We start from the raw sequence: 19,784 nt of genomic DNA, 5'->3' as shown, positions 1-19,784 counted from the left end.
CTATCGAGTGAGAGGAAGGGTGGACACCGCGAGCGAGCGCTCATGGCCGAGCCTGCGCCGCACAGCCGGCGCATCGGGCTTTTCGACGCGTTCACCACCCTTGTAGATTGCAGCGATGCTGCGGCGCGATCCCAGCACGCGGATGTCCTGTAGCGGGTCCGACTCGAGCAGCAGCAGATCAGCCCACCGCCCTGGTTGGAGACTCCCGACGTCGTTGTCCCAGCCGAACGCCTTGGCGTTGTTGTAGGTACCCGTGCTGATCGCCATGAGTGGACTCATGCCGAGTAGTTCGACCATCAACTCGATCTCACGGGCGTGCCATAGACCGTAAGGCGTCACGGAGAAGCCCGCCTCCGATCCGGCCATCATCGGAATGCCGGCCTCGATCGAACGCCGGTGCACCTTCACGAGCGAATCGAGCTCGCGCTTTTTGACTTCGATGTAGTTTGGATCGACGCCCACCTCGCGACCGTGCTGCACGATGTTCGCGGTGTAGGTCATGGTGGGACAGACCGGAATCTGCAGATCCCTGAGCAGACCGATGTCTGCGGCGTCCATGTAGGAGGCGTGAATGACCCAGTCCACCCCCGCGCGCGCGGCGGCGGCGACGGTCTTCGCGTATCGCGAATGGATCGTCACCTTGCGGCCCAGACCGTGCGCGGTCTGGACAATGCAGGCCATCTCGTCGGCCGTGAAACAGGGGCCGGCATCGGGGCGCGAGTCCTGCGCCTGGCTGTCGCCGCTGATCTTGATGAGATCGACGCGGTTCTTGACCTGTCGCCTGACCTCGCTTCGCATCGAATCGGGCGTTGGGCAGAGCACCCCTTCGGCGGACACCGGCATGCCAAGCCAACCTGGGAAGTAGTCAGCGAACCCGCCGTCGGCACTGATGTGACGTCCTGCGGCGAAGATGCGCGGCCCGTCGAACATGCCGTTGTTGATCGCATCCCGGCATGTCACTGCAACGTTCCAGGTCGATCCCGGATCGCAGAACGATGTGAAGCCGCTATGCAGCACCTTCTGGGCATTCCATACCGCCCGCACGGCCGCCCATTCAGCGCCGCCGTAAATGTCGACCTCCTCCGCTGTCTTCCCCTCGCCATAGGAGATGTGGCAGTGCGAATCGATGAGACCGGGGAGCACCGTGCGGCCACCGGCCTGCACGAACTCGTCTGCGGGGCAGCGCGCGGCCGGCGGGCGGTCTTCACCCGTCCACACCGCTGTGATCCGCCCGTCGACTGCGCGCAGCGTCGCGTCGCGCAGCGGTTCACGCCCGGTACCGTCGATCAGGGTGCAGCCCGCGATTTCAAAGATCTTGCTCATCGCGGCAGGTCGATCTTGAAGAGCCTGGCCGCATTGCCCGCCACCACCTTGAAGCGATCTTCCGGCGAGAGATCACTCAGGATCCGGTCGATGTTCTGCGTGGTGTTGGGATACGGGCACGGGGGATGCGGGAAGTCTGAGCCCCACATGATCCGATCGATGCCGATCTCGTTGCGCAGCTTTGCGGCAAGCGGGTCATTGATGATGCCGGCGTAGATGTTTTCTTCGATGTAGCGACTCGCAGGCTTCTTCTGGAGGTGATCGAAGCCCGGGAAGGTCTGGATGCGGTTCAGGCGGTACTTCAGGATCGGCAGCCAGGACGCGTCGTATTCGGACAGGAAGATCTTCAGGCGCGGGAACCGGTCGAAGATGCCGCCGAAGATGAACTCATTGGCAAGCGCGGGCTGCGCTTCGTAGAACAGATCCAGGAAGCTGGCAGGGACATCCTCGCGCTCCTTGTCGCCGTGAAGCGTGAACGGATCGCGCACGCGGCCGGTCACGATATGCAGCGTGACAGGAAGCTCCGCTTCCTGAGCGGCGGCCCAGAAGCGGTCGTACTTCCGATCGCGGTACGGGGCGGCGCCGTCAACGGGATTGGTGCCGATCATGATGGCGCGCGCGCCACGCTTCACGACGCGATCCAGTTCCTTCACGGCCCAGTCGACGTCCACGATCGGGATCATCGCCACCGCCAGCAGCCGCTTCAGGTTCTCGGAGCAGTACTCTTGGATCCAGTCGTTGAAGACCTCCGCGCAAGCGTTGCGAGCGGCGCCATCGGCCATCCGCGGGATCCACAGGCCCCACGTCGGGTTCAGAACTTCGGCGTGGATGCCATCCTTGTCCATGAGTTGCAGGCGATAGACCGGATCTGCACCCGCCTTGGCCAAATCGTCCAGGCGACGGTCCTTGCCGTCATCGGATACCAGTTCTTCCAGGCGCGCCGCCTCGCCGGGCCGCCCTACGTAGAAGAAGTTGCCCTCGTGCCCCTCGAACTGGCTCACGCCATGCGGGACCTTGTCGCCAAAGCGGTCGCCCAAGGTCTTCTTCCAGAGATCGGTCGGCTCGAAAACGTGGGAGTCCGAGGAAATGATGATTTCGTCCATGGTTGTCAGATTTCGTGGTGGATGACGGAATTAACTATATACCTTAATGGTATGCCAATCAAGCACGTTTCTTCTGCTGCAGAAGAAAATCGAGCGCGCAGCCGGTGAATTCCTCCGCCTCGAAGTTGAGCAGGCGATGCGGCTTGCCTTCGAAGACACGCAGACCGGATGCGGGAATGAGCTGGTGCATGCGCTGCGAGTGAACGCTCGGCGTCACTGCATCGTTGGATCCCACCGCGATCCAGGTCGGGCAGGCGATGCCGTGAAGGCGGTCGGCCGTGTCATGTGCCAGGATGGCCCGGTAGTGACCGGCCAGACCCACTCGCGACGGAGCATCCCCTCGTTCCCAACGGGCGATGCGCTTCGCGATCTCCTCGCGAAGTGCCTGGTGGTGTGCATTGATGAACTCCGGTCCGAACGCGGAGAACGCGCTGTACATCGCCCACAGCTCGGGGGTAGCCTCCTCCACGACCTTGACCAGGATGTCGTAGCGCAGTCGCATGTAGGGCAACGGCCGCTCGTAGCTCGCATACAGTGACAGCGAGAGCACTCGCGCCGGCTGGCCCAAGGTCATCTCCTGCGCGATCGCGCCACCGAGCGAGTAGCCGGCCAGGTGAACTTCCGTGATGTCCAAGGCCGACAGCAGCCCCCATGCGTCCTTTGCCATCTCGGCCGGCGTGTAGCCGGAATCGGGCACATCGCTAGCGCCGATGCCGCGCAGGTCGTAGACGATGCAGCGGAAGTGCCGCGCGAAGGCCGGCAACTGCTCGTCGAATGTCGTGTGGCCCATGCCGTTGCCGGCAATCAGCAGCAGGGGCGGGCCGTCCCCCATCGTGCGGTAGAAGGTCCGCACCCCGTTGGCGATGACGTGAGGCATGGCCGGCCTCATCGACGAGTCATGTGAGCGATCTCACGATCCCACGTGTCCTGCCACTTCGCGCGGCCCGTCGCCGTCGCCTGCTCATCGAAGACGACCAACTTCTGGAATTGCGCGTCCGAGAGCGTGTAGCGCGCGTGCTCGGCATCGATCTTCGCGTCTCGATTGACGGGCGTGATCTTCAGTTCACGCGTGACGTTGGCGATGATCTGCGGGCTCAGGTAGAAGTCGATGAACTTCTTTGCGTCCTGCGCATTGGGCCCGTTCTTCACCAAGGCGACGACATCCATGCCCGCGGGCGCGCCCTCGCAGGGAATGGTGAACTTTGCCGGCACGCCCTCATCGATCATCTTGTAGGCAGCGCTCGACACCATCGGCACTGCCCATACTTCCTGCTGCGCCAGAAGACGCTGCTGTCCGGCGGAGTCATCCACCACGGCCACCAGGTTCTGGCCCATCGTCTTCACGAGATCCAGCCCGGGCCTGACATCCGCTTCCGTGCCACCGGCGAGCTTGTTCGCCATGAGCAGGAAGTAGCCGTTCATGTATTTGGGGGAAGAGACGGCGACCTTGTTGCGCAAGTCCTGCCGCCAGAGGTCCTTCCAGCACTTGACCTCGTTCTTGACCTTGTCAGTGCGGTAGACGATGCCGTAGGGGTAGACCCACATGCCCGCGAACTTGATCGCACCATTCGCATCGCGCCGCAGTCCATTGGGGGGCAATGTCGCCAACACGGGGATTTCCTTGGAATCGAGCGTGGCCAGCAAGCCATCGTCGTAGGCGGTGACGGCGTCCTGAGATGTCGCCATCACGAGATCGATCTTCGGGCTGGCGCGCTGAGCCGAGAGCATTTGGATGTTCGCGAGAGATACCCCGGAGATGACCTTCACCTTCACTCCGGTCGCCTTCTCGAAGGGTGCGATGGCCTGTTCGGCGATCGCCTTGCCCCAAGTTCCTCCCCACGTGGCGAGCACAACCTCTCCGGCATCGGCTGTGCAGTGAAGGGCAAGGGCTGCTGCGAGCGCGATGGTCGATCGCGGCAGGCGGGCATTCATGTTCATGGTGGGATCCTCGTCATGAAGTAGACAGTTCCGATATTTGGTATGTATGATTGGCATACCAATTAGATATCCTGAACTCTATGACCGACTATGTCAATCCGAACCCGCCGGCACCCGCCTCTTTCGGCGAACTCGCGCAGCGCCGCCGCTCGGTCTATTCCTATCTCGACGAACCTGTACCCCGTGACGTGATCGAGCGCGCGCTCGCCTCCGCGGTGCTGGCCCCCAACCATCATCGGACCGCGCCCTGGCGCTTCTTCGTCATCACGTGCGAGTCGCGCCACCGCCTGCAAAGCGCTTATCAAGGCGCGGCGCGACGCATGGAACGGGATGTGATGCGGGCCGCGCAGCGCGCTAATGACGCACCGATCAACGTTGTTGTGGCGTGCGTGCCCACACAGGACAACCCACGCGTGATCCTCCGCGAGGAGGAGTTCGCGACCGCCGCAGCGGTCCAGAACTTCCTGCTGGCGCTCGCGGACGCCGGAGTCGGCTCACTGCTCACCACCGGCGCGTTGGCAGAGTCACCCGAAGTTGCGGCCCTGGTCGGCCTGAACGACCCTGGCGCACGTGTAGTCGGGGTAATTAACGTGGGCTACCCGAATCCGCAACGGCCAATTCCCCCGCGGCCCCATACCCAGTTGGATCGCGTGGTCCGCTGGATCAACGAAGACTGAATCCCTACCTAGAAAGGACTGAACATGAGCGAAATCACCCGCGGCGATCCCCCCAGCCTTGCCAATGTACGCAAGACCGTCTATCACCACTACATTCGCGTCGACAACCCCTCGTCCCTGATCTTCCTTTCAGGGCAGCTGGCACGGGACGGCCAGGGCAAGCTGGTCGGTGCCGGAGACATGGCCGAACAGACGCGCCAGTGCATCCGGAACATGCGCACCGTGCTGGAGGCAGCCGGCGGCTCCCTCGAGGACATCGTCTCCCTCGTGGTCTACACGACGGATGTGCGGCAGTTCAAGGAGATCGTGGCAGCGCGGATGGAATTCTTCAAGGACAGGCTGCCAACCAGCACGATCGTGGAGGTCAACCACCTCGCAGATCCTGGACTACTCATTGAGTTCCAGGCGACTGCCGCGCTTTGAGCGATGCGGGCGGGCTGCACGGGGGACGCGGTAGCACCCGCACGGCCCGGCGTTCGCCAGCAGACAGAAGCAAAAGGCCGCATCCTCGCAAGCGAGCCAAGGTACACCGTGGGTGTGCACCCGGGCCGCACCTGCAGGCCCAGACATTTGAAGAATGCGGCGCGCCGAGTTCGAGAGACGCTCGTGCGCCCGGAGGGCTTACGCCGCGGCCTTCCCGCGCGCGACCTTTTTCGCCGGCTTCGCCGCACCGTGGTTCGACGTTCGCTTGGGCGATGCCACAGCCGGAGCGGGCCGCGAATTAGTGGACACGCTCCAGGATGGGACCTGGAGACGATTCTCGTAGGTTGAGATTGCGGCACTGATTTGCTGGCAAACGAGTTGCACGAAACCGGCAACATCCCGGCGCTCGAGCGCCTTGATCATCTGCTGATGGGTGTCCAGCGTTGCGGAAGCACGACCGAAATCCTGCCAATGGTAATGGCGAACGACATAGGCCTTGTCGCGCAGCATGACCAGCACCTCCTGGAGCCATCGATTGCGCGTGGCGCCGCTCAGAGTAGCGTGAAAGTCCGCGCGAACCTCGAGCATCCTTACGAGATCGCGCTGCTCGAGGGCAAGTTTGAACTCCTTGTTGATCTGCTTGAGGGCATCAATTTCCGCCGGCGTGATGTGCGCCACGATCTCTCGCGCGGCCGTACTCTCCAGCTGCAGGCGCAGCGCGTAGAGCTGACGCAGATCTTCCAGGCTGATATCCACGACAACGGCCACCCCCCTTGGGCCGGTCTCGACGAAGCCACGCTCCAGCAACCGCTTCGTTGCCTCTCGAACGGGCGTTCGGCTCACACCGAAACGGGATACCAATTCGCGCTCGGAAAGCCGATCACGAGGTCGAATCGCACCGGCAAGGATGTCCGTGACAATGCCGCTAAAGACACGATCGGCTTCCGTGGATTTGCTCATGGTACGTGTGCGACTTGCTTGCCGCAGTGGGGACTGATAAGGGTGCCCAGCGAGTCTATCGCGAAATTCCGCACCTTCTTTCGGTTCGACGCCACACACGCCCAACACTTCAAGCACGATCGCCACCTCGGAACCTGCCCAGATCGGCGTCCGTCCAGCCCGCGTCGTGCCAATCGGAAAACGCGAATCGTCGCCCCGACGGCGGCGTGACCCCGCCTCGCATCACGCCTGCTTGGGTCGGGCCAAAGATCGACACCGCATCGTCGGGTAGACGGCGACTATCGGGCGTGGCCAGCCACAAGCGCAACTGCGTCCTTCTCAGCCCAGGATCCTCATGGTCCTGGTAGTCGGTGCGCGAATGGTATACCACGTGATTATTGAAGAACTGCATGTCGCCTCGGCGCAGCGCGATCGTCGTACTCAGTTCATCGGCCAGTTGCGCCACCAGCTCAAGCGCCTCACGCTGCGCCTTGGTCAGTTGCGGCACGCCTTCCAACCGCTGCGCACTCTCGATGAAAGAGAGCGAGAAGATGCTCGTGAACCGGCCATCCGCGCTCCAGTCGAAGACGGGCCGCCCGTACCACGGCATTTCACCTTCGACTTCCTCGCCTTGGCGGCTGAAGAAAAACGGCGCGCGCAACACCGGCAGCAGGTCGGGTCTGCGCCGAAGAACCTCGTTGTGAATGGCTGCCGAACTGACCACGCGACTATCTCCGCCCGAGATGGGCTCGCGAACGCACAACAGGCCGAGCACGTCGCACTGGTCGGTATGGAAACGCAGGGGTCCGCCGGCGCGATAGGCCCGTGTGGTGGCCTGCCCCATCCTCTCGCCGATGTCCTTGACCTCGGCAATGTAGTTCTGGAGCCGACTCTGCGACACCGGGGCGCCCAGCTGCAGTCCGATGCCCCAAAACAGGAACGTGCATTCCTCATCCGACAGATCTTCAACCGGAACGCCCCGGATCAGCGAAAAGCCGCACCCGTGCTCCACCTCGCGCGCCACCTGGCCCCAGCGGAACTGAAGCTGTGGCAGCCGGTAGTCTTCACGGCGCAGCGCCTCCAAGGGTCTTCCACTCTCGACGACGGCCCGTGTGGCTCGCACCAGCTCTGTGGCTTCAGAGGGACTCAACGTAGAACTCCAGCCGGTCGCCGTCTGCATCTGCGTACCAGTCCAGACATACGGCCCTTCCATGGCGGTCAGGTTCGATTGCTCCATATGCTTACTCCTTGTCTCAATGTTGGTTGGTGGCTCTCGCTCCGTCGCCCACGAAACGCAGCGGTTCCCTCGGGTCTTTCAGGCCCGCAGGCCCACGAAGCGATCCATGCCCACGACCCTGTCGATGACCAGCACTCCCGCAACTGACAGCAGGACCAGCATTGCGGATACCGCGGATACGGTGGGATCGAGGTTGAATTCCATGTACTGGTAGATGGCGATGGGCAACGTCTTCGTTCCGGGGGTGATCAGGAAGATCGTGGTGGCGAAGTCGTCGAAGGACATCACGAAGGCGAACAGCGCACCGGCGAAGAGCCCCGGACGAATCAGCGGAAGCGTCACCCGCCAGAAGGCTACGACCGGTCGAACCCGCAGCGATGCCGCGACCTCATCGAGTTGCTTGTCATAGCGCGCGAGCGAGGCCAGTACAGATCGGAAGCTATACGGGAACGTGACGATGACATGTGCGAGCACGATGTTCCACAGCCCGTCGTAGAAGAACCCCCGGCTGAAGAACACCAGCAATGCAAGCCCGGTCACCACGAGCGGCAACAGGATCGGCGCCATCAGCACGGACTCCCAGGCACGGGACCCCGGACCCGGATACTTCCAGAGACCATAGGCCGCGAGAGTTCCTATCGCCACCGAAACCGGCGTCGCGAGCACGGCGACCTGCACGCTGGTGATGAAGCTGTCCACAAACTCGCCGCGCAACAACGCGTTTGCATACCACCGCAGCGAATAACTCTGCGGCGGCAACGTGGTGTAAGAGTCGCCCGAGAAGGACAACAGGATCACCAACAAGATCGGAAGAAAAAGCAAGCCGAATGCGGCTGCCCTCAGCACCCAAACGGCGAAGAAGGCCAGAGAGAGACGCGCGCGATGCATGCTGTTGCGGTGGTTACGCATGACTCCTCCTTTGAGAGAGACGACCAGCCGCGTAGAGACAGGCGACCGTGAAAAGCAGGGCCAGAACACTCAGCGCAGCCGCCATCGGCATGTTTTGCGCGAACATCGCCTGGTCGTAGATGACATTGCCGACCATGCGGACCGCACTGCCGCCGAGAATCAGAGGCGTGGCGAAGGCCGTGCCCGCAAGCACGAAGGCGAGCGTGCAGGCAGCCAGAACCCCGGGCGCCAGTAGCGGTAGCGTGATCCGCAGAAAGGTCACTACCTCGTCCGCGCCCAGGTTCTGCGCCGCGTCCTCCAGCGTTCGGTCATATCGACGGAAGCTGCCGGCGAGCGTGAAGATGACGAACGGCAAGACGAAGTAGGTCAGCCCGATGGAGACACCGACCTCGTTGCGTACCAGCGCAATGAAGTCGTTCTCTGCGATCCAGCCAGCGGCCTGCAGCAAGGTGTTGACGAGACCACTGTTGCCCAGCACCAGTAACAGCGCATACAGGCGCACGATGAGGCTGGTCATGAACGGAACTGCGACGAGAATGATCAGCAATGCTCTGACTCGGCGCGATTCGGTCCGCACGATCCAGTAGGCCACCGGCAGGCCCAGCGCCAGACTACATATCGTGGCCACGGCAGAAAGGCGGACTGTTGCGAGGATCGTGCCCATGTAGAGCGAATCGCGAAGGATGCGGGCATAGCTCGTCCAGCCGATGCTGCCAACGCGCTCGGCGCCCAGCTTTCCTTCGCTATAGAAGCTCCAGTTCAGCAGATCCAGAAGCGCGACTGCGAAGACGCCCAGCACCAACAGGGCTGGCGCCAGCAGCATGCACTTGCGCAGGCTGATCGCCGTCCGCGGCACCCGAACCGAAGGCACCTCGCCCTGTGGTTCGCTTCCGGACTGGACGGGAACAGTCGGGGTGGCCGCGCTGCTCATGTCCGCAGCACCTTGACGGCCTCGGGCGCCCAACGCATAAGCACGGGCTGGCCCGCCTCCAGCAGCGGAGGATTGGGACCTGCGGGCAGCTTGACCAGAAGCCGATGCGACCCGACCTTAGCGCGGATCTCGATGAAGGACCCCATGTAGGCGGCACTGACGACCTCGGCAGCCAGGCCGGTCTTTGAATCGGATCCGACAGCTCCGCTGGAGACGTCCACTTCAATGAGTTCCGGCCGGATAAGAAGGCTGGCGACCTTCCCGTGTGCCGCGGAGGCTCCCCCGCGGATCACGATCCCGCTGGAAGTTCGGAAGAGCGCTTCACCGTCCGCTGCGACGCCGACGTGCTCGGCATCCACGACATTCGCGTCACCGACGAAGTTCGCGACGAAGGAATCCGCCGGGTGCAGATAGATGTCTGACGGGGTGCCGACTTGGCGGATACCACCCTCGGCCATAACCACGATGCGGTCTGACATGCCCAGGGCTTCCTCCTGGTTATGAGTAACCGCTACCGCAGTTACGCCCAGGCGCTTCAGAAGGGCAGCCAACTCGACTCGCATCTCCGAGCGCAGCCTCGCGTCGAGATTAGACATGGGCTCGTCGAGGAGCAGCAGCGACGGGCGCATGGCCAACGCCCGCGCGATCGCCACGCGCTGCTGCTGCCCACCCGAGAGCTCATGGGGATAGCGCGCCCGAAGACGCTCGAGCCGGACCTGTGCCAGCGCCTCCGCGACACGGGCCTCAATCTCAGCCGCAGGCACCTTCATCATCCGCGGCCCGAAGCTGAGATTTCCCTCCACCGTCATGTGGGGGAAAAGTCCGTAGTTCTGAAAAACCAGCCCCACGTCGCGCTGGTAGGCGGGCACGTTTTCCATTGGCTCACCGCGCAGGCTGATCCGGCCGGCGCTTGCCGGCATGAAGCCCGCAATCGTTCGCAGAAGGGAGGTCTTGCCGCTGCCACTGGGGCCCAGCAGGGTGACGAACTCACCCTCCCGAACGTCGAAGGACGCGCCGGACACAACGAGGTTGCCCCCGTAGCGTATGTCAACGCCCTGCACCTCCAGGACCGGAGGAAGGGTTCGTGCATTCATATCCACACTCCGATCCAGTATTTTTGGCATCCATTATTGGTATGCCATATGCAAATACTACCGGATTGCCTACGACTGTCAACGACCGTTGCCACCCTGTCGGCCCAGCAGCACCAGCGGCTGGCGCATAGCGCATGTGCGGATGCCCGCGCCTTCGGCTGGTGAAGCACATCGCGCGCACACGCGCGAATTCCATGGCGGGGACGTTCGATTCAACCTGGACCCGCCACGCCCAGCGACTGCTTCCGGATGCGCCGGTCCAACAGCACGAGCGAAACAGCCGAGACAAGGAAATAGAAGGCGCCGAACGCTGCGTAGGGCGCGATGTCGGCAATCGTGGGCACCTGGGTTCCACCCGCCCGCATGATGAAGAAGGATCCCGCAAGCGCGGACTGAGCTCCGCTGAGGATCATGGCCCATTGAGCTCCATGCACCTTCCAGCGGCGTACGCCCGTGACAAGCTGAAACGCACCAGCCAGGATCGCCCATGTGCCGAACACGCCTAGCACCGCATGCATGCTGATCGGAAGCGCGATCGCTACGGCCGCGGTGGCCCCACTGCTCACGGCGACGTTGAGCGCCTGGCTGTAGTTCTGCGTGAGTCCGCCGTTGCGGCGGGCGTCCACCCAATTGGCCAGCGCATCCCAGGCCGGATAGACGACGAGCAGCACCGCGCCGAGTAAAGGCATCTTTGTGCCAAGTACGATGGCAGCCGCGACCCACACGATGGAGAACGCTGCGCGTGCGACGTAGTACCGCTTCAGCCAATCGCCTCCTGATGCGGAAGCCCTCGGGTTTAGTGTCATTTCGGTCATGTTCATTCCTCATTCAAAGTTGCATGTTTCATGCTCGCGCCGGGCTAGACCCCGGATCAAGACGCGGTCAGTTTCTTTCGGCTGAGAACCGCTGCCAGCGCCAGACCTCCACCGATTGCGAGCGACGCGATCGAGAACGCGGCCTTCACATCACCCGCGCCATCACCGTCCGATGCGAGGCTGAAGAACAGGCCACCGATGACCGCCGTCGAGACGGCCGCGCTGATCTGCAGCGTGGCATTGACCAGGCCTGCCGCCAGTCCTGCCCAACGCGCGTCCACCTGGTCCACGTTCAACCGCACAAGTGCCGGCAATGCAATTCCTTGTCCTATGCCGATGAGGAAAAGGGGCACCGGGAGCCAAGCGGGAGCGTCCGACCACGCCAAGGCAGCGGCAACCAGCATCCCGGCGACCTCCAGGGCCATGCCGAAGGCTGCCGTGCTGGAGGCCAGCCGTCGTGCCAACGTGGGGCTGCAAATTGGCCCGAGCAGAAAGCCGATGCCCAGAGGGAGGATCGCCAGCCCCGCGGCAAGCGGCTCGCGGCCCAGACCCGCCTGCTGATAGACCGCGAATACAAGGAAGAAGGGCGCGATGGAATAGAAAAAGAAGGTGGCTGCAAGGCTGCGCCGCAGACCCGGCGCGACAAGGAGCGAAGGCACGACCAGCGGCATACGGTTGTTTCGCTCCCTGCGTTCCTCATATTTCCAGAATGCGACGAGCAGCGGTGCGCTCAGGGTCAGCACCCCGACGCACCACCAAGGCCATTGACGTTCGCGCCCCTCGATGAGGGGTACGACCGCCGCCAGCAAGCCCGCTGCGAGCAGCAGCGTGCCCGCGACGTCTAGGCGAGCTCTCTTTTCCGACCGGCTCTCGCGTACCCATGCGAACGCTGCCGGAACGGCGAATACGATGATCGGAAGGTTGATGAGAAACACGGCGCGCCACCCAAGACCGAGCAGATTGCTCGAGACAAGCACCCCGCCCAGCAGCTGCCCGGCCACGGACGCCAATCCGAACGTGGCGCCATACATGCTGAGCGCGCGTGCCTTCTCGTGGGCCGGGAAGATGGCATGGATGGATGCCAGTGACTGTGGGGCCATCACCGCGGCAGTGATGCCCTGCAACAGCCGTCCCGCGACCAGCATCCCCGCAGAGGTGGCGAATCCGCACATGGCCGATGCTGCGCCAAAGCCCATCATCCCGGCAATGAAGACTCGCTTGCGCCCGTAGAGGTCACCCAGGCGTGCTCCAAGGATGAGCGTGACCGCATAAGCCGCTGCGTACACGGATATGACCAACTGGGCCACCGAGGATGTCGCGTGAAGGTCAGCCTGGATGACGGGCAGCGTGACGTTGACGATGAAAAAGTCCAGCGGCGGCAGCAGAGTGCCGACCAGCAGGACAGCCAGGGCCATCCATCGACGGGAATCGTGTCCAGCTCGATCAGGCGGGGAGATCGCTGTTGCAGTTTTCATGAGATTGCATGTGTTGCGGCCAAGGCGTGTTCACTTGCCGCGTTCATGGGCGCCGTCCGCCCTCGATCGTGAACTTCGCCATTGCCGACCAGTCCTGTTCGCCCCATCCGGCGTTGACTGCCTCCTCCATGCGGGCCCGCGTGGCCTCCAGCACGGGCAGCGTCCGGTCCGCTGCGCCTGCGGCTTGAACGGCCAGACGAAGATCTTTGAGACCCAGTGCGGCCTTGAAGCCCGGTTCGTAGGCGCCTGCCGAGATGCTTGCCGAATAGGTTCGATAAGGCCGGCTGTTGAACAAGGTGCCGAGGATCAACTCAAAGAAGCTCTCCCGCGATACGCCGTTGGCCTCCGTCAGTACCACGGCTTCAGCCATCGCCTCGATAGCCATGGCGATCATCATGTTGCAGGCGATCTTGGCTGCGTTCGCCGCGGGGGCGTCATCACCTAACAGCCAGATGCGCCCGCTGATCGCCTCGAGCGGGGCGCGCACGCGATCGATCGCCTCCGGCGCGCCGCTGACCAGGACATTGAGTTCCCCTCTGGCGGCGACATCCGGTCGCCCGAGCACGGGAGCCGACACGAAGCCGACGCTTGCCGCCTGGTGCGCGCACGCCAGTTCCCTGGCAAAAGCGAGCGATATGGTCGAAGACACGACGTGGACAAGCCCGGGGCGTGCGGAAGCCAAAAGACCCGCATCGAGGATCACGTCTCGTATCGCGGCGTCGTCCGAAAGCATGGTGAGGACCGCATCCGAATTGAACGCTTCTCGCGGGTCGCCCAGCATGTCGACACCTTCGACGCAGCCACCCGAGCGATTCCAGGCGCGCACCCGATGACCCGCAGCGGCGAGGTTCTTCGCCATCGCGGAGCCCATCGATCCCAGGCCAATGATGCCGATGTCCATCGCCGTCCTCAAAGCGGCTTCGCCAGGCTGCGCTGAGGCTTGACCGCGGTCACGAGATCGACATCAGCCATCACCCGGGCCGTCTCGGGCGAGGACAAGGCCGCTCTCATGGCCGCTTCGTCCCGGAAGACGCAGTGGGCGATCGCGATCAGGCCGCTGTCGTCGCCTTGGGGAAAGAAGCCCCCGAGGCGCTCCAGTCCATAAGGCCCCCAGCATTGCCGCACGAGCGGGAAATGAACGTTGATCCAGTGCTCTCGGTTGAACGGCGTGTCGGCGTTGCCGGCGTAAGTCACGTACATGGAAATCATCAGAAGGTCCTTGGGTTGGAGATGTCCTACCGACGCCCCTCGGCATCGATACAAAGGGAATTTAGCGAGTTGAATTTGTTCGACAACTGACAATGCTGTACGCTGTGCGTTCATTTTTGTGGGTACCGGCACTTGGAGTGGAGTGACGTCAGAATTTTTTTGGCCGTGGCGCGTACGGGCAGTCTGGGTGGTGCTGCGCGCGCACTGCATCTGAGTCATCCAACGATTGGGCGTCGTATCCGGGCGCTGGAACAGGCCATCGGCCAAACGCTGTTTCAGCGGACCGCAGATGGCTTCGTTCTCACAGATGAGGGCGCCGGCGTCGTCCCGCTTGCGGAGCAGATGGAAGAAGGGGCGCTCACGATGGAGCGGCGCCTCACGGGGCGAGAAAGCAAACTACAAGGGCGCTTGCGAATATCGTCTGCCGACTGGTTCGGCGCGTACGTGCTCCCGCCTGTCATTTCGGACTTCACGAGGGCCTACCCACACGTCGATGTAGAGATCCTCACAGGGACTCGCCTGTTCAACCTGGCACAAAGGGAGGCCGACGTCGCTTTCAGGATCGTCCCATTCAATGCGTCCGATGTCGTGCAGAGACGGCTGGTCCGGCTGCCCTATGGTGTCTACGCCGCTGAAGACTCTGCCAATCCGGTGTTCGGCGATGGATCCGGCTTTCGGCTCATCACCCACGACACTTCAACAGGTCAATTTCCGGACATCGAATGGCTCAAGGCCAGTTTCCCCAACGCCAAGCCGATCATGGCGTCCAACAACCGGAACGTCCAAGGGCGGATGTGTGCACATGGCATCGGCATCGCCGTGCTTCCGCAGGTGGTCGGCGCGCAGATGGCCGGCCTGAGGCGGCTACATCTTCCGGACGATCCGCCTTCGAGAGACATATGGATGGGGTATCACCGTGATCTGCGACGGCTCAACCGCTTGCGCGCATTCATCGCCACCGTGACCGGTCACATAGGAAGCCACTATTCGTGACGCAGACGTCCTCATTGGTGGCGCAACCGCCTTGAGGCGATGCCCTGGGGTGCCGCACGAAATGACTGTCGTGGTGCGATCGGACGATCCAAAGTGCGCCACGCTGCGATGGCGCCGATGTCGCCCAAGCTCATAAAGCTTAGGCCCAACGCGCGGAGTGGAGGCCAGGTTCCACACACGTGCGATCGGGGCGCTCGCGTAGACCCCCTGCCCTCCCACAATTGGTCCACGAAGGAGACCCCGATGAACGCAGCTTCCGAGCATGTCAACCGCTACCCGCGCCTTTCATGCGCTTTCGACATTTCGTTGATCACATTCGCCGGAAGATCCATTTCCATCTTCGCAATGCTCCAGGCGGTTCCATCAGGCAGTGACATACGCGTGGCATGGACTTCATAGGCCATGAAATCCCTGTTGCGCTGAGGCGGACCTGGGTTCCCCTCATCTACCAAACATTCCGAGCTACCGGAGATCGAGAGAGATGGCGACCAAAAAAAACGTTGGCAATTCTGAAGGCGCAGAAGCGGCGGGGCGCATGCGGATGGAATGCGCATTCTTTGGGACGCGCCTATCGCGATGAACGACGGCGTCGTTCTGCGCGCCGAGATCTTCCTGCCGGAAGCACCCGGCGCTATGGCGCGATCATGTCCTACGGTCCGTACGGCAAGGGACTGCCGCTTCAGGTCGGCTACAAAAGCCAATGGTCGCGCATGGTCGCCGCCGCACCTGACAGTCTGGAGGGCTCGACCGGCAAGTACCAAAGCTGGGAAGTCGTGGACCCCGAGAAGTGGGTGCCCGACGGCTTCGTGTGCGTTCGTTTCGACAGCCGCGGCGCAGGTCGATCTCCTGGCGTGCTTGATACGCCGTCTTCGCGAGAGATCCAGGATTTCCATGAATGCATCGAGTGGGCTGCGGCGCAGACCAGGAGCAACGGCAAGATCGGGCTGAACGGTATTTCCTACTACGCGACTACTCAGTGGCGCGTGGCCGCACTGCGGCCTCCGCATCTTGCTGCCATCTGTGTATGGGAAAGGTCCGGGTCGCGGCGCTGGCTCGTCGTCGAACGGCCACGTATTGGCCGGGATGTGAAGTTTTTCAAGCTACGGTAGGACCGCAAAGGGCACTGACACGCCGAGCTGCATGACTCCGGTTATCGGCGGCTTGGTGGCGAAGACCGGCCATTCAAAGGCCGGTTGCCGAAGGACGGCTCCTGGCCGGAAGCAGGCCCTTAGCGCATGCCTTCGTTCGACTGTTTTCCGGTCAGCGCGGAGCCAATGATTTCAACAAGAACCCCGAGCGCAAACACGCCCGCAGCAGCCCCGGAGGCTCCGGCGACAAGCAGGACAACCGCAGCAACAACACTGCTTAGCGAAAAAATGTGAACGAACTTCATCAGGTTCCTCCGAAGGTCGAGGTTGGGCGAATTCTGCCGTACACGGGAATGACTGGTTGTGGCCCGACGGCAGTCTGTCGGGGTTCCGTCATCTTGTTCAAGGCGTACAGACAAATATGTTCGGCGGCCTGACGGGGACGGTCTCCGCCACCTCAACCGCCTTCCCGAAATTTGGCGCCTGCGTGTTCATCCACATGTTCAGACCGTCAAGATTTCGACGCAACGCCACTTTGCAGTCACGCCCGTAGACGAAATCCCCGACGTACACAACGCTCGCCTCCGCCGCGGCGAAGGCGGTCGCGTCCTGCGCGAGCCGTGCTCCGTTGAATCCGCTATAGGCGTAGTAGCCGCTTGGAACTTCAAATGCGAAGTGGCGCACTGGACCGGGCAGCGCGGAAACCGTTGCCTCCATTCTGTTGAATCGATAGCAATCACCGGATAGCTCTTGTCGCTCCATGTCATATTGGTCGAGTTGGACTCCGAACTTCTGGAACTTCCATTCGCCCTCTACTCCCACACCGTAGACGACGACCGACGCTCGGTCTTGCCGCGTCGCACCAGGGGCAAACGGATGAACGCGATTCACCACGCAGGCACACTGGACGCAAGGTAGGGCCACAAGTAGCAGCACACGAAGAAGTCGGAACATATCTGCAGGACGGTGACAAGGCCGGACAGTGGTAGTCAAAACCAGCCGGCACCGGCTCCTATCGCGTTGGTGGAACGTGAAATCCGTCGGCGCTCTTGGCGTACGGACATGGAGTGCCACCACCACCGCCCACCAGGTCCAGCTCAACCCTTGCAAACGACGGCGACTCTGCCGGCGGAGAAGAGCGCTCGTCTTCTTCGCTAGGGACGTACAGCTTATCGGAGCCGGTGTTGAACCTCAGCACTGCTCGCTTGTAGTCTGCGCGGCTCTTGAATTCGACGGGACTAGGGGGAGCGTTCGCCGTGCGGATGATGTTTTCGGGAACACCATGGCTCTTCAACAGGCCGCGCACGTAGTCGGCGCGTCGTTCCGCAAGGACTCGACGCACGTTCACGCTGCCCTCAGAAGTCGCTGCGGATGCAGTAAGGACTACGGTGTCGAACGGGCACCAATCAGCTTGCCGAATCTTCTCGAGCTTGGATGCAATCTTCGCCATCTCGCTCGTTGGCAATGTGACTTCGCCAAGCGAGAAGTTCAGGTCAGCCGACGCTGTGATGCGCTCCCCGGATGCCCCACGGAGCGGTATTCCCAGAACCAGGGTCGCGAGCAAAAGCGCAAGTCGGCAATTCTTCATGGTCACATGAAGCGATTGTTCATGCCTGCCAGTTTGTGTGCACGCGCTTCGGTTGAAGCGCGCCTATCCCACGCCCAGTGCGAGAAGGCCGCGAATGTCCGCCATGCAGCGAATTGGAGGACGCCGGCGAACGACTGGTCCTAGCGCGCACTCAAGTCGTCGACCGAAGATAGGCGGGTGCCTGGGCATGCCCCTCGTAACCTCCGTATCGAGCGACCGACGGATAGTATTCCGCAGAGAACTGCACCTTCCCGGCGGCATCGTCACCGGCCACGCTGGCGATGAACGCCAGCATGAGGTCGATGCCTGCCGACACCCCGGAAGACGACCAGATGTTTCCATCCTGCACGTATCGCTGCTCGACGACCGTGACATCGCCGAGCGCGCGCAGCCGCTCAAGCGAGGCCCAATGCGTAGTGGCCTTCTTTCCGGAGAGAAGGCCTGCTGCGTGCAGTACGAACGAGCCCGTGCATACGGACAGCACGGCCTTACATGTCCTCGCCTGAGCTGCGATGAACTCCAGCAACGCCCGGTTGGCTACCTCCCTGCGCGTCCCTTGTCCGCCTGGAACCAGCAAATAGTCGAGGCGCGGGCAGTCGGCAAAGGAGACATGCGGATTGATGGACAGTCCCTTGACGCACTTCACCGGACCCGGGGACTGCGCAACTACCAGACATTGGCTCGGACCATCGGCGACCTTGCTCCACATGGTGAGCATCTCCCACGGTCCCACGAAGTCCAACTCCTCCACGTCGTCGAAAACCAAGATACCGAAGTTCATCGAGAAGCCCTTGTGTTGCTTGAGTGCGCTACGCGAGCTGGAAGCATCGTCAGCTGGCCCAACTGTAGCCGGCAGCACGAACTCTTACTCGGCATCGGACGGCTGCTTCCTAGCGTAGAGCCCCGCGCTCGACCGGCCGCTGGCTGATCGAAAGATCAGCGGCGAAAACGGAAATCCGCCATGGCCCACTGCAACGACCTCGTCGAGATCATTCACATGCTTTCTCGCGAAGAAAGCCAAAGGCAACCATCTGCTTCGGAATGGCGCTCGAGCATTGACCAGCAACGCCGGGAACCGTCGGGCGCGGCCTGCAGTGACACCACAGAGGCGAAATTACAAGCAGAAGATGGAACTTCCGACACCGGCCCTTCTGATCAAACCCTTGGTCGAACGAACCTAAGTAAGGTTCGCGACAAAACAGGTCGGCTTACCGGCCGTTGCCGGCTGCCGCACTGTACGACTTCGCACACAACAGGATGCTCAGCGCGGATTGAGGCACCGCGCTTGCTGAACAACGGCAGTCGACGATTCAACCGTCAAGGTCTCGTGCCCCGAGAGGCCATACTGAAGTTGACCCGATTTCGCGGACACCCGATCCTTATGGATGAAGGAGTCCTGACGTCTCCCCCGAATCCGGTCATTTCTAAACTGGAGTCGGGCGGCTTCCGGCTTCGTTCTCTGACCTCTTTTTGACGAACTCACTCGGGGTCAGGTGGCCGAGCGAGCTGTGCGGGCGGTGATGGTTGTAGTCATGTTGCCAAGCCTTCAACTTCTCCCGCGCATCCTGCATCGTAGTGAACTCGTTGACGTTCAGGAACTCATCGCGCAGACGACCGTTGAACGACTCGATCAGCCCGTTGTCCGTGGGCTTTCCGGGCCTGGTGTAGTCCAGCTTCACGCCGCGTCGCCAGGCCCATTCATCGAGCGCCTTGGAGGTGAACTCCGTGCCGTTGTCCACCGTGATCGCCTTGGGCCAGCCGCGCTGCTGCGCAGCCTCGTCCAGGGCCTTCCCCACGCAGCGACCTGTCAGCCGGAAGTTGGCCTCTAGAGATACGCTTTCGCGACTCCACTGATCGATCACCGTAAGCACACGAAACGCTCTTCCATCGAGCATCTGATCGTGGACGAAGTCCATACTCCAGTGCTGGTTCGGCCCCGTGGCCGGCGCCGGTCGGCCGCGCAGCAGGCTGATTCGCTTGCGGCGTTTGACCTTCATGCGAAGCTGCAATCCCTCCAGCCGGTACAGGCGATAGACCCGCTT

Annotated in this window: 22 protein-coding genes; 4 read left to right on the top strand and 18 right to left on the bottom strand. The window is 62.3% G+C overall.

Features of this window, described 5'->3' with window-relative positions; translation table 11 throughout:
* Genes FHW64_RS33940 through FHW64_RS33925 form a run of 4 tightly spaced genes read right to left on the bottom strand, consistent with a single transcriptional unit; the run spans position 1 to position 4,364 of the window.
* Positions 1–1,323, bottom strand: a complete 1,323-nt coding sequence (locus tag FHW64_RS33940; RefSeq protein ID WP_184533862.1) for an amidohydrolase family protein — start codon at positions 1,321–1,323, stop codon at positions 1–3.
* Positions 1,320–2,426, bottom strand: a complete 1,107-nt coding sequence (locus FHW64_RS33935) for an amidohydrolase family protein (protein ID WP_184533861.1) — start codon at positions 2,424–2,426, stop codon at positions 1,320–1,322. Before FHW64_RS33935 ends, FHW64_RS33940 begins: the two co-directional genes overlap by 4 nt.
* Before the next feature lie 58 nt (positions 2,427–2,484).
* Positions 2,485–3,303 (bottom strand): alpha/beta fold hydrolase, encoded by an 819-nt coding sequence (locus FHW64_RS33930; RefSeq protein ID WP_184533859.1) that lies wholly within the window; start codon positions 3,301–3,303, stop codon positions 2,485–2,487.
* Between the two features lie 8 nt (positions 3,304–3,311).
* Entirely contained in the window at positions 3,312–4,364 is a 1,053-nt protein-coding gene (locus tag FHW64_RS33925; protein ID WP_184533857.1) for an extracellular solute-binding protein, read from the bottom strand.
* An 80-nt stretch (positions 4,365–4,444) separates the two neighbouring features.
* Here FHW64_RS33925 and FHW64_RS33920 point away from each other — a divergent pair, with 80 nt between their 5' ends.
* Both FHW64_RS33920 and FHW64_RS33915 read left to right on the top strand, forming a co-directional pair.
* Entirely contained in the window at positions 4,445–5,041 is a 597-nt protein-coding gene (locus tag FHW64_RS33920) for a nitroreductase (RefSeq protein ID WP_184533855.1), read from the top strand.
* A 24-nt stretch (positions 5,042–5,065) separates the two neighbouring features.
* On the top strand, positions 5,066–5,464 hold the full coding sequence (locus FHW64_RS33915; RefSeq protein WP_184533853.1) for a RidA family protein: 399 nt from the start codon (positions 5,066–5,068) through the stop codon (positions 5,462–5,464).
* A 198-nt stretch (positions 5,465–5,662) separates the two neighbouring features.
* Here the strand turns inward: FHW64_RS33915 and FHW64_RS33910 are convergent, their stop codons facing one another.
* The 9 genes from FHW64_RS33910 to FHW64_RS33870 form a co-directional block, all read right to left on the bottom strand.
* On the bottom strand, positions 5,663–6,424 hold the full coding sequence (locus FHW64_RS33910; protein WP_184533852.1) for a GntR family transcriptional regulator: 762 nt from the start codon (positions 6,422–6,424) through the stop codon (positions 5,663–5,665).
* A gap of 109 nt (positions 6,425–6,533) precedes the next feature.
* The gene (locus FHW64_RS33905) at positions 6,534–7,640 is read right to left on the bottom strand and encodes a TauD/TfdA family dioxygenase (RefSeq protein ID WP_184533850.1); all 1,107 of its coding nucleotides are present in this window, start codon (positions 7,638–7,640) and stop codon (positions 6,534–6,536) included.
* A gap of 78 nt (positions 7,641–7,718) precedes the next feature.
* On the bottom strand, positions 7,719–8,549 hold the full coding sequence (locus FHW64_RS33900) for an ABC transporter permease (RefSeq protein WP_184533849.1): 831 nt from the start codon (positions 8,547–8,549) through the stop codon (positions 7,719–7,721).
* Entirely contained in the window at positions 8,542–9,480 is a 939-nt protein-coding gene (locus FHW64_RS33895) for an ABC transporter permease (protein ID WP_184533847.1), read from the bottom strand. The genes FHW64_RS33900 and FHW64_RS33895 overlap by 8 nt, the downstream gene beginning before the upstream one ends.
* On the bottom strand, positions 9,477–10,574 hold the full coding sequence (locus FHW64_RS33890) for an ABC transporter ATP-binding protein (protein ID WP_184533846.1): 1,098 nt from the start codon (positions 10,572–10,574) through the stop codon (positions 9,477–9,479). The genes FHW64_RS33895 and FHW64_RS33890 overlap by 4 nt, the downstream gene beginning before the upstream one ends.
* A gap of 212 nt (positions 10,575–10,786) precedes the next feature.
* The gene (locus FHW64_RS33885) at positions 10,787–11,389 is read right to left on the bottom strand and encodes a DUF308 domain-containing protein (RefSeq protein ID WP_184533844.1); all 603 of its coding nucleotides are present in this window, start codon (positions 11,387–11,389) and stop codon (positions 10,787–10,789) included.
* A 56-nt stretch (positions 11,390–11,445) separates the two neighbouring features.
* Positions 11,446–12,864 (bottom strand): MFS transporter, encoded by a 1,419-nt coding sequence (locus FHW64_RS33880; RefSeq protein ID WP_184533842.1) that lies wholly within the window; start codon positions 12,862–12,864, stop codon positions 11,446–11,448.
* Between the two features lie 43 nt (positions 12,865–12,907).
* Positions 12,908–13,765, bottom strand: coding sequence for an NAD(P)-dependent oxidoreductase (locus FHW64_RS33875; protein ID WP_184533840.1), 858 nt, complete (start codon positions 13,763–13,765; stop codon positions 12,908–12,910).
* An 8-nt stretch (positions 13,766–13,773) separates the two neighbouring features.
* Positions 13,774–14,073 (bottom strand): EthD family reductase, encoded by a 300-nt coding sequence (locus FHW64_RS33870; protein ID WP_184533839.1) that lies wholly within the window; start codon positions 14,071–14,073, stop codon positions 13,774–13,776.
* 132 nt (positions 14,074–14,205) lie between these two features.
* On the opposite strand from FHW64_RS33870, the gene FHW64_RS33865 reads away from it, so the two are divergent.
* Both FHW64_RS33865 and FHW64_RS33860 read left to right on the top strand, forming a co-directional pair.
* Positions 14,206–15,066 carry a LysR family transcriptional regulator gene (locus FHW64_RS33865; RefSeq protein ID WP_184533836.1) on the top strand — a complete coding sequence of 287 codons (861 nt, stop codon included), beginning with the start codon at positions 14,206–14,208 and terminating at the stop codon, positions 15,064–15,066.
* Between the two features lie 500 nt (positions 15,067–15,566).
* Positions 15,567–16,175 (top strand): CocE/NonD family hydrolase, encoded by a 609-nt coding sequence (locus FHW64_RS33860; RefSeq protein WP_260306561.1) that lies wholly within the window; start codon positions 15,567–15,569, stop codon positions 16,173–16,175.
* A 119-nt stretch (positions 16,176–16,294) separates the two neighbouring features.
* Here FHW64_RS33860 and FHW64_RS33855 read toward each other — a convergent pair whose 3' ends face one another.
* The 5 genes from FHW64_RS33855 to FHW64_RS33835 all read right to left on the bottom strand — a co-directional run.
* Complete coding sequence (locus FHW64_RS33855) at positions 16,295–16,459, bottom strand: hypothetical protein (protein WP_184533834.1); 165 nt, start codon at positions 16,457–16,459, stop codon at positions 16,295–16,297.
* A gap of 97 nt (positions 16,460–16,556) precedes the next feature.
* Complete coding sequence (locus tag FHW64_RS33850) at positions 16,557–17,045, bottom strand: hypothetical protein (protein WP_184533833.1); 489 nt, start codon at positions 17,043–17,045, stop codon at positions 16,557–16,559.
* 121 nt (positions 17,046–17,166) lie between these two features.
* Positions 17,167–17,748, bottom strand: coding sequence for a hypothetical protein (locus FHW64_RS33845; protein WP_184533831.1), 582 nt, complete (start codon positions 17,746–17,748; stop codon positions 17,167–17,169).
* Positions 17,749–17,893: 145 nt separating this feature from the next.
* Complete coding sequence (locus FHW64_RS33840; RefSeq protein WP_184533829.1) at positions 17,894–18,523, bottom strand: DJ-1/PfpI family protein; 630 nt, start codon at positions 18,521–18,523, stop codon at positions 17,894–17,896.
* Positions 18,524–19,166: 643 nt separating this feature from the next.
* Positions 19,167–19,784, bottom strand: a 618-nt coding sequence (locus tag FHW64_RS33835) for an IS3 family transposase (protein WP_184533826.1), incomplete at its 5' end; no start/stop codon positions are given.

The organism is Variovorax sp. Sphag1AA (assembly GCF_014192575.1).
Taxonomy (GTDB): domain Bacteria; phylum Pseudomonadota; class Gammaproteobacteria; order Burkholderiales; family Burkholderiaceae_C; genus Variovorax.
Note: the sequence above shows the minus strand (reverse complement) of the source record. Positions and strands in the feature narration are given on the sequence as shown.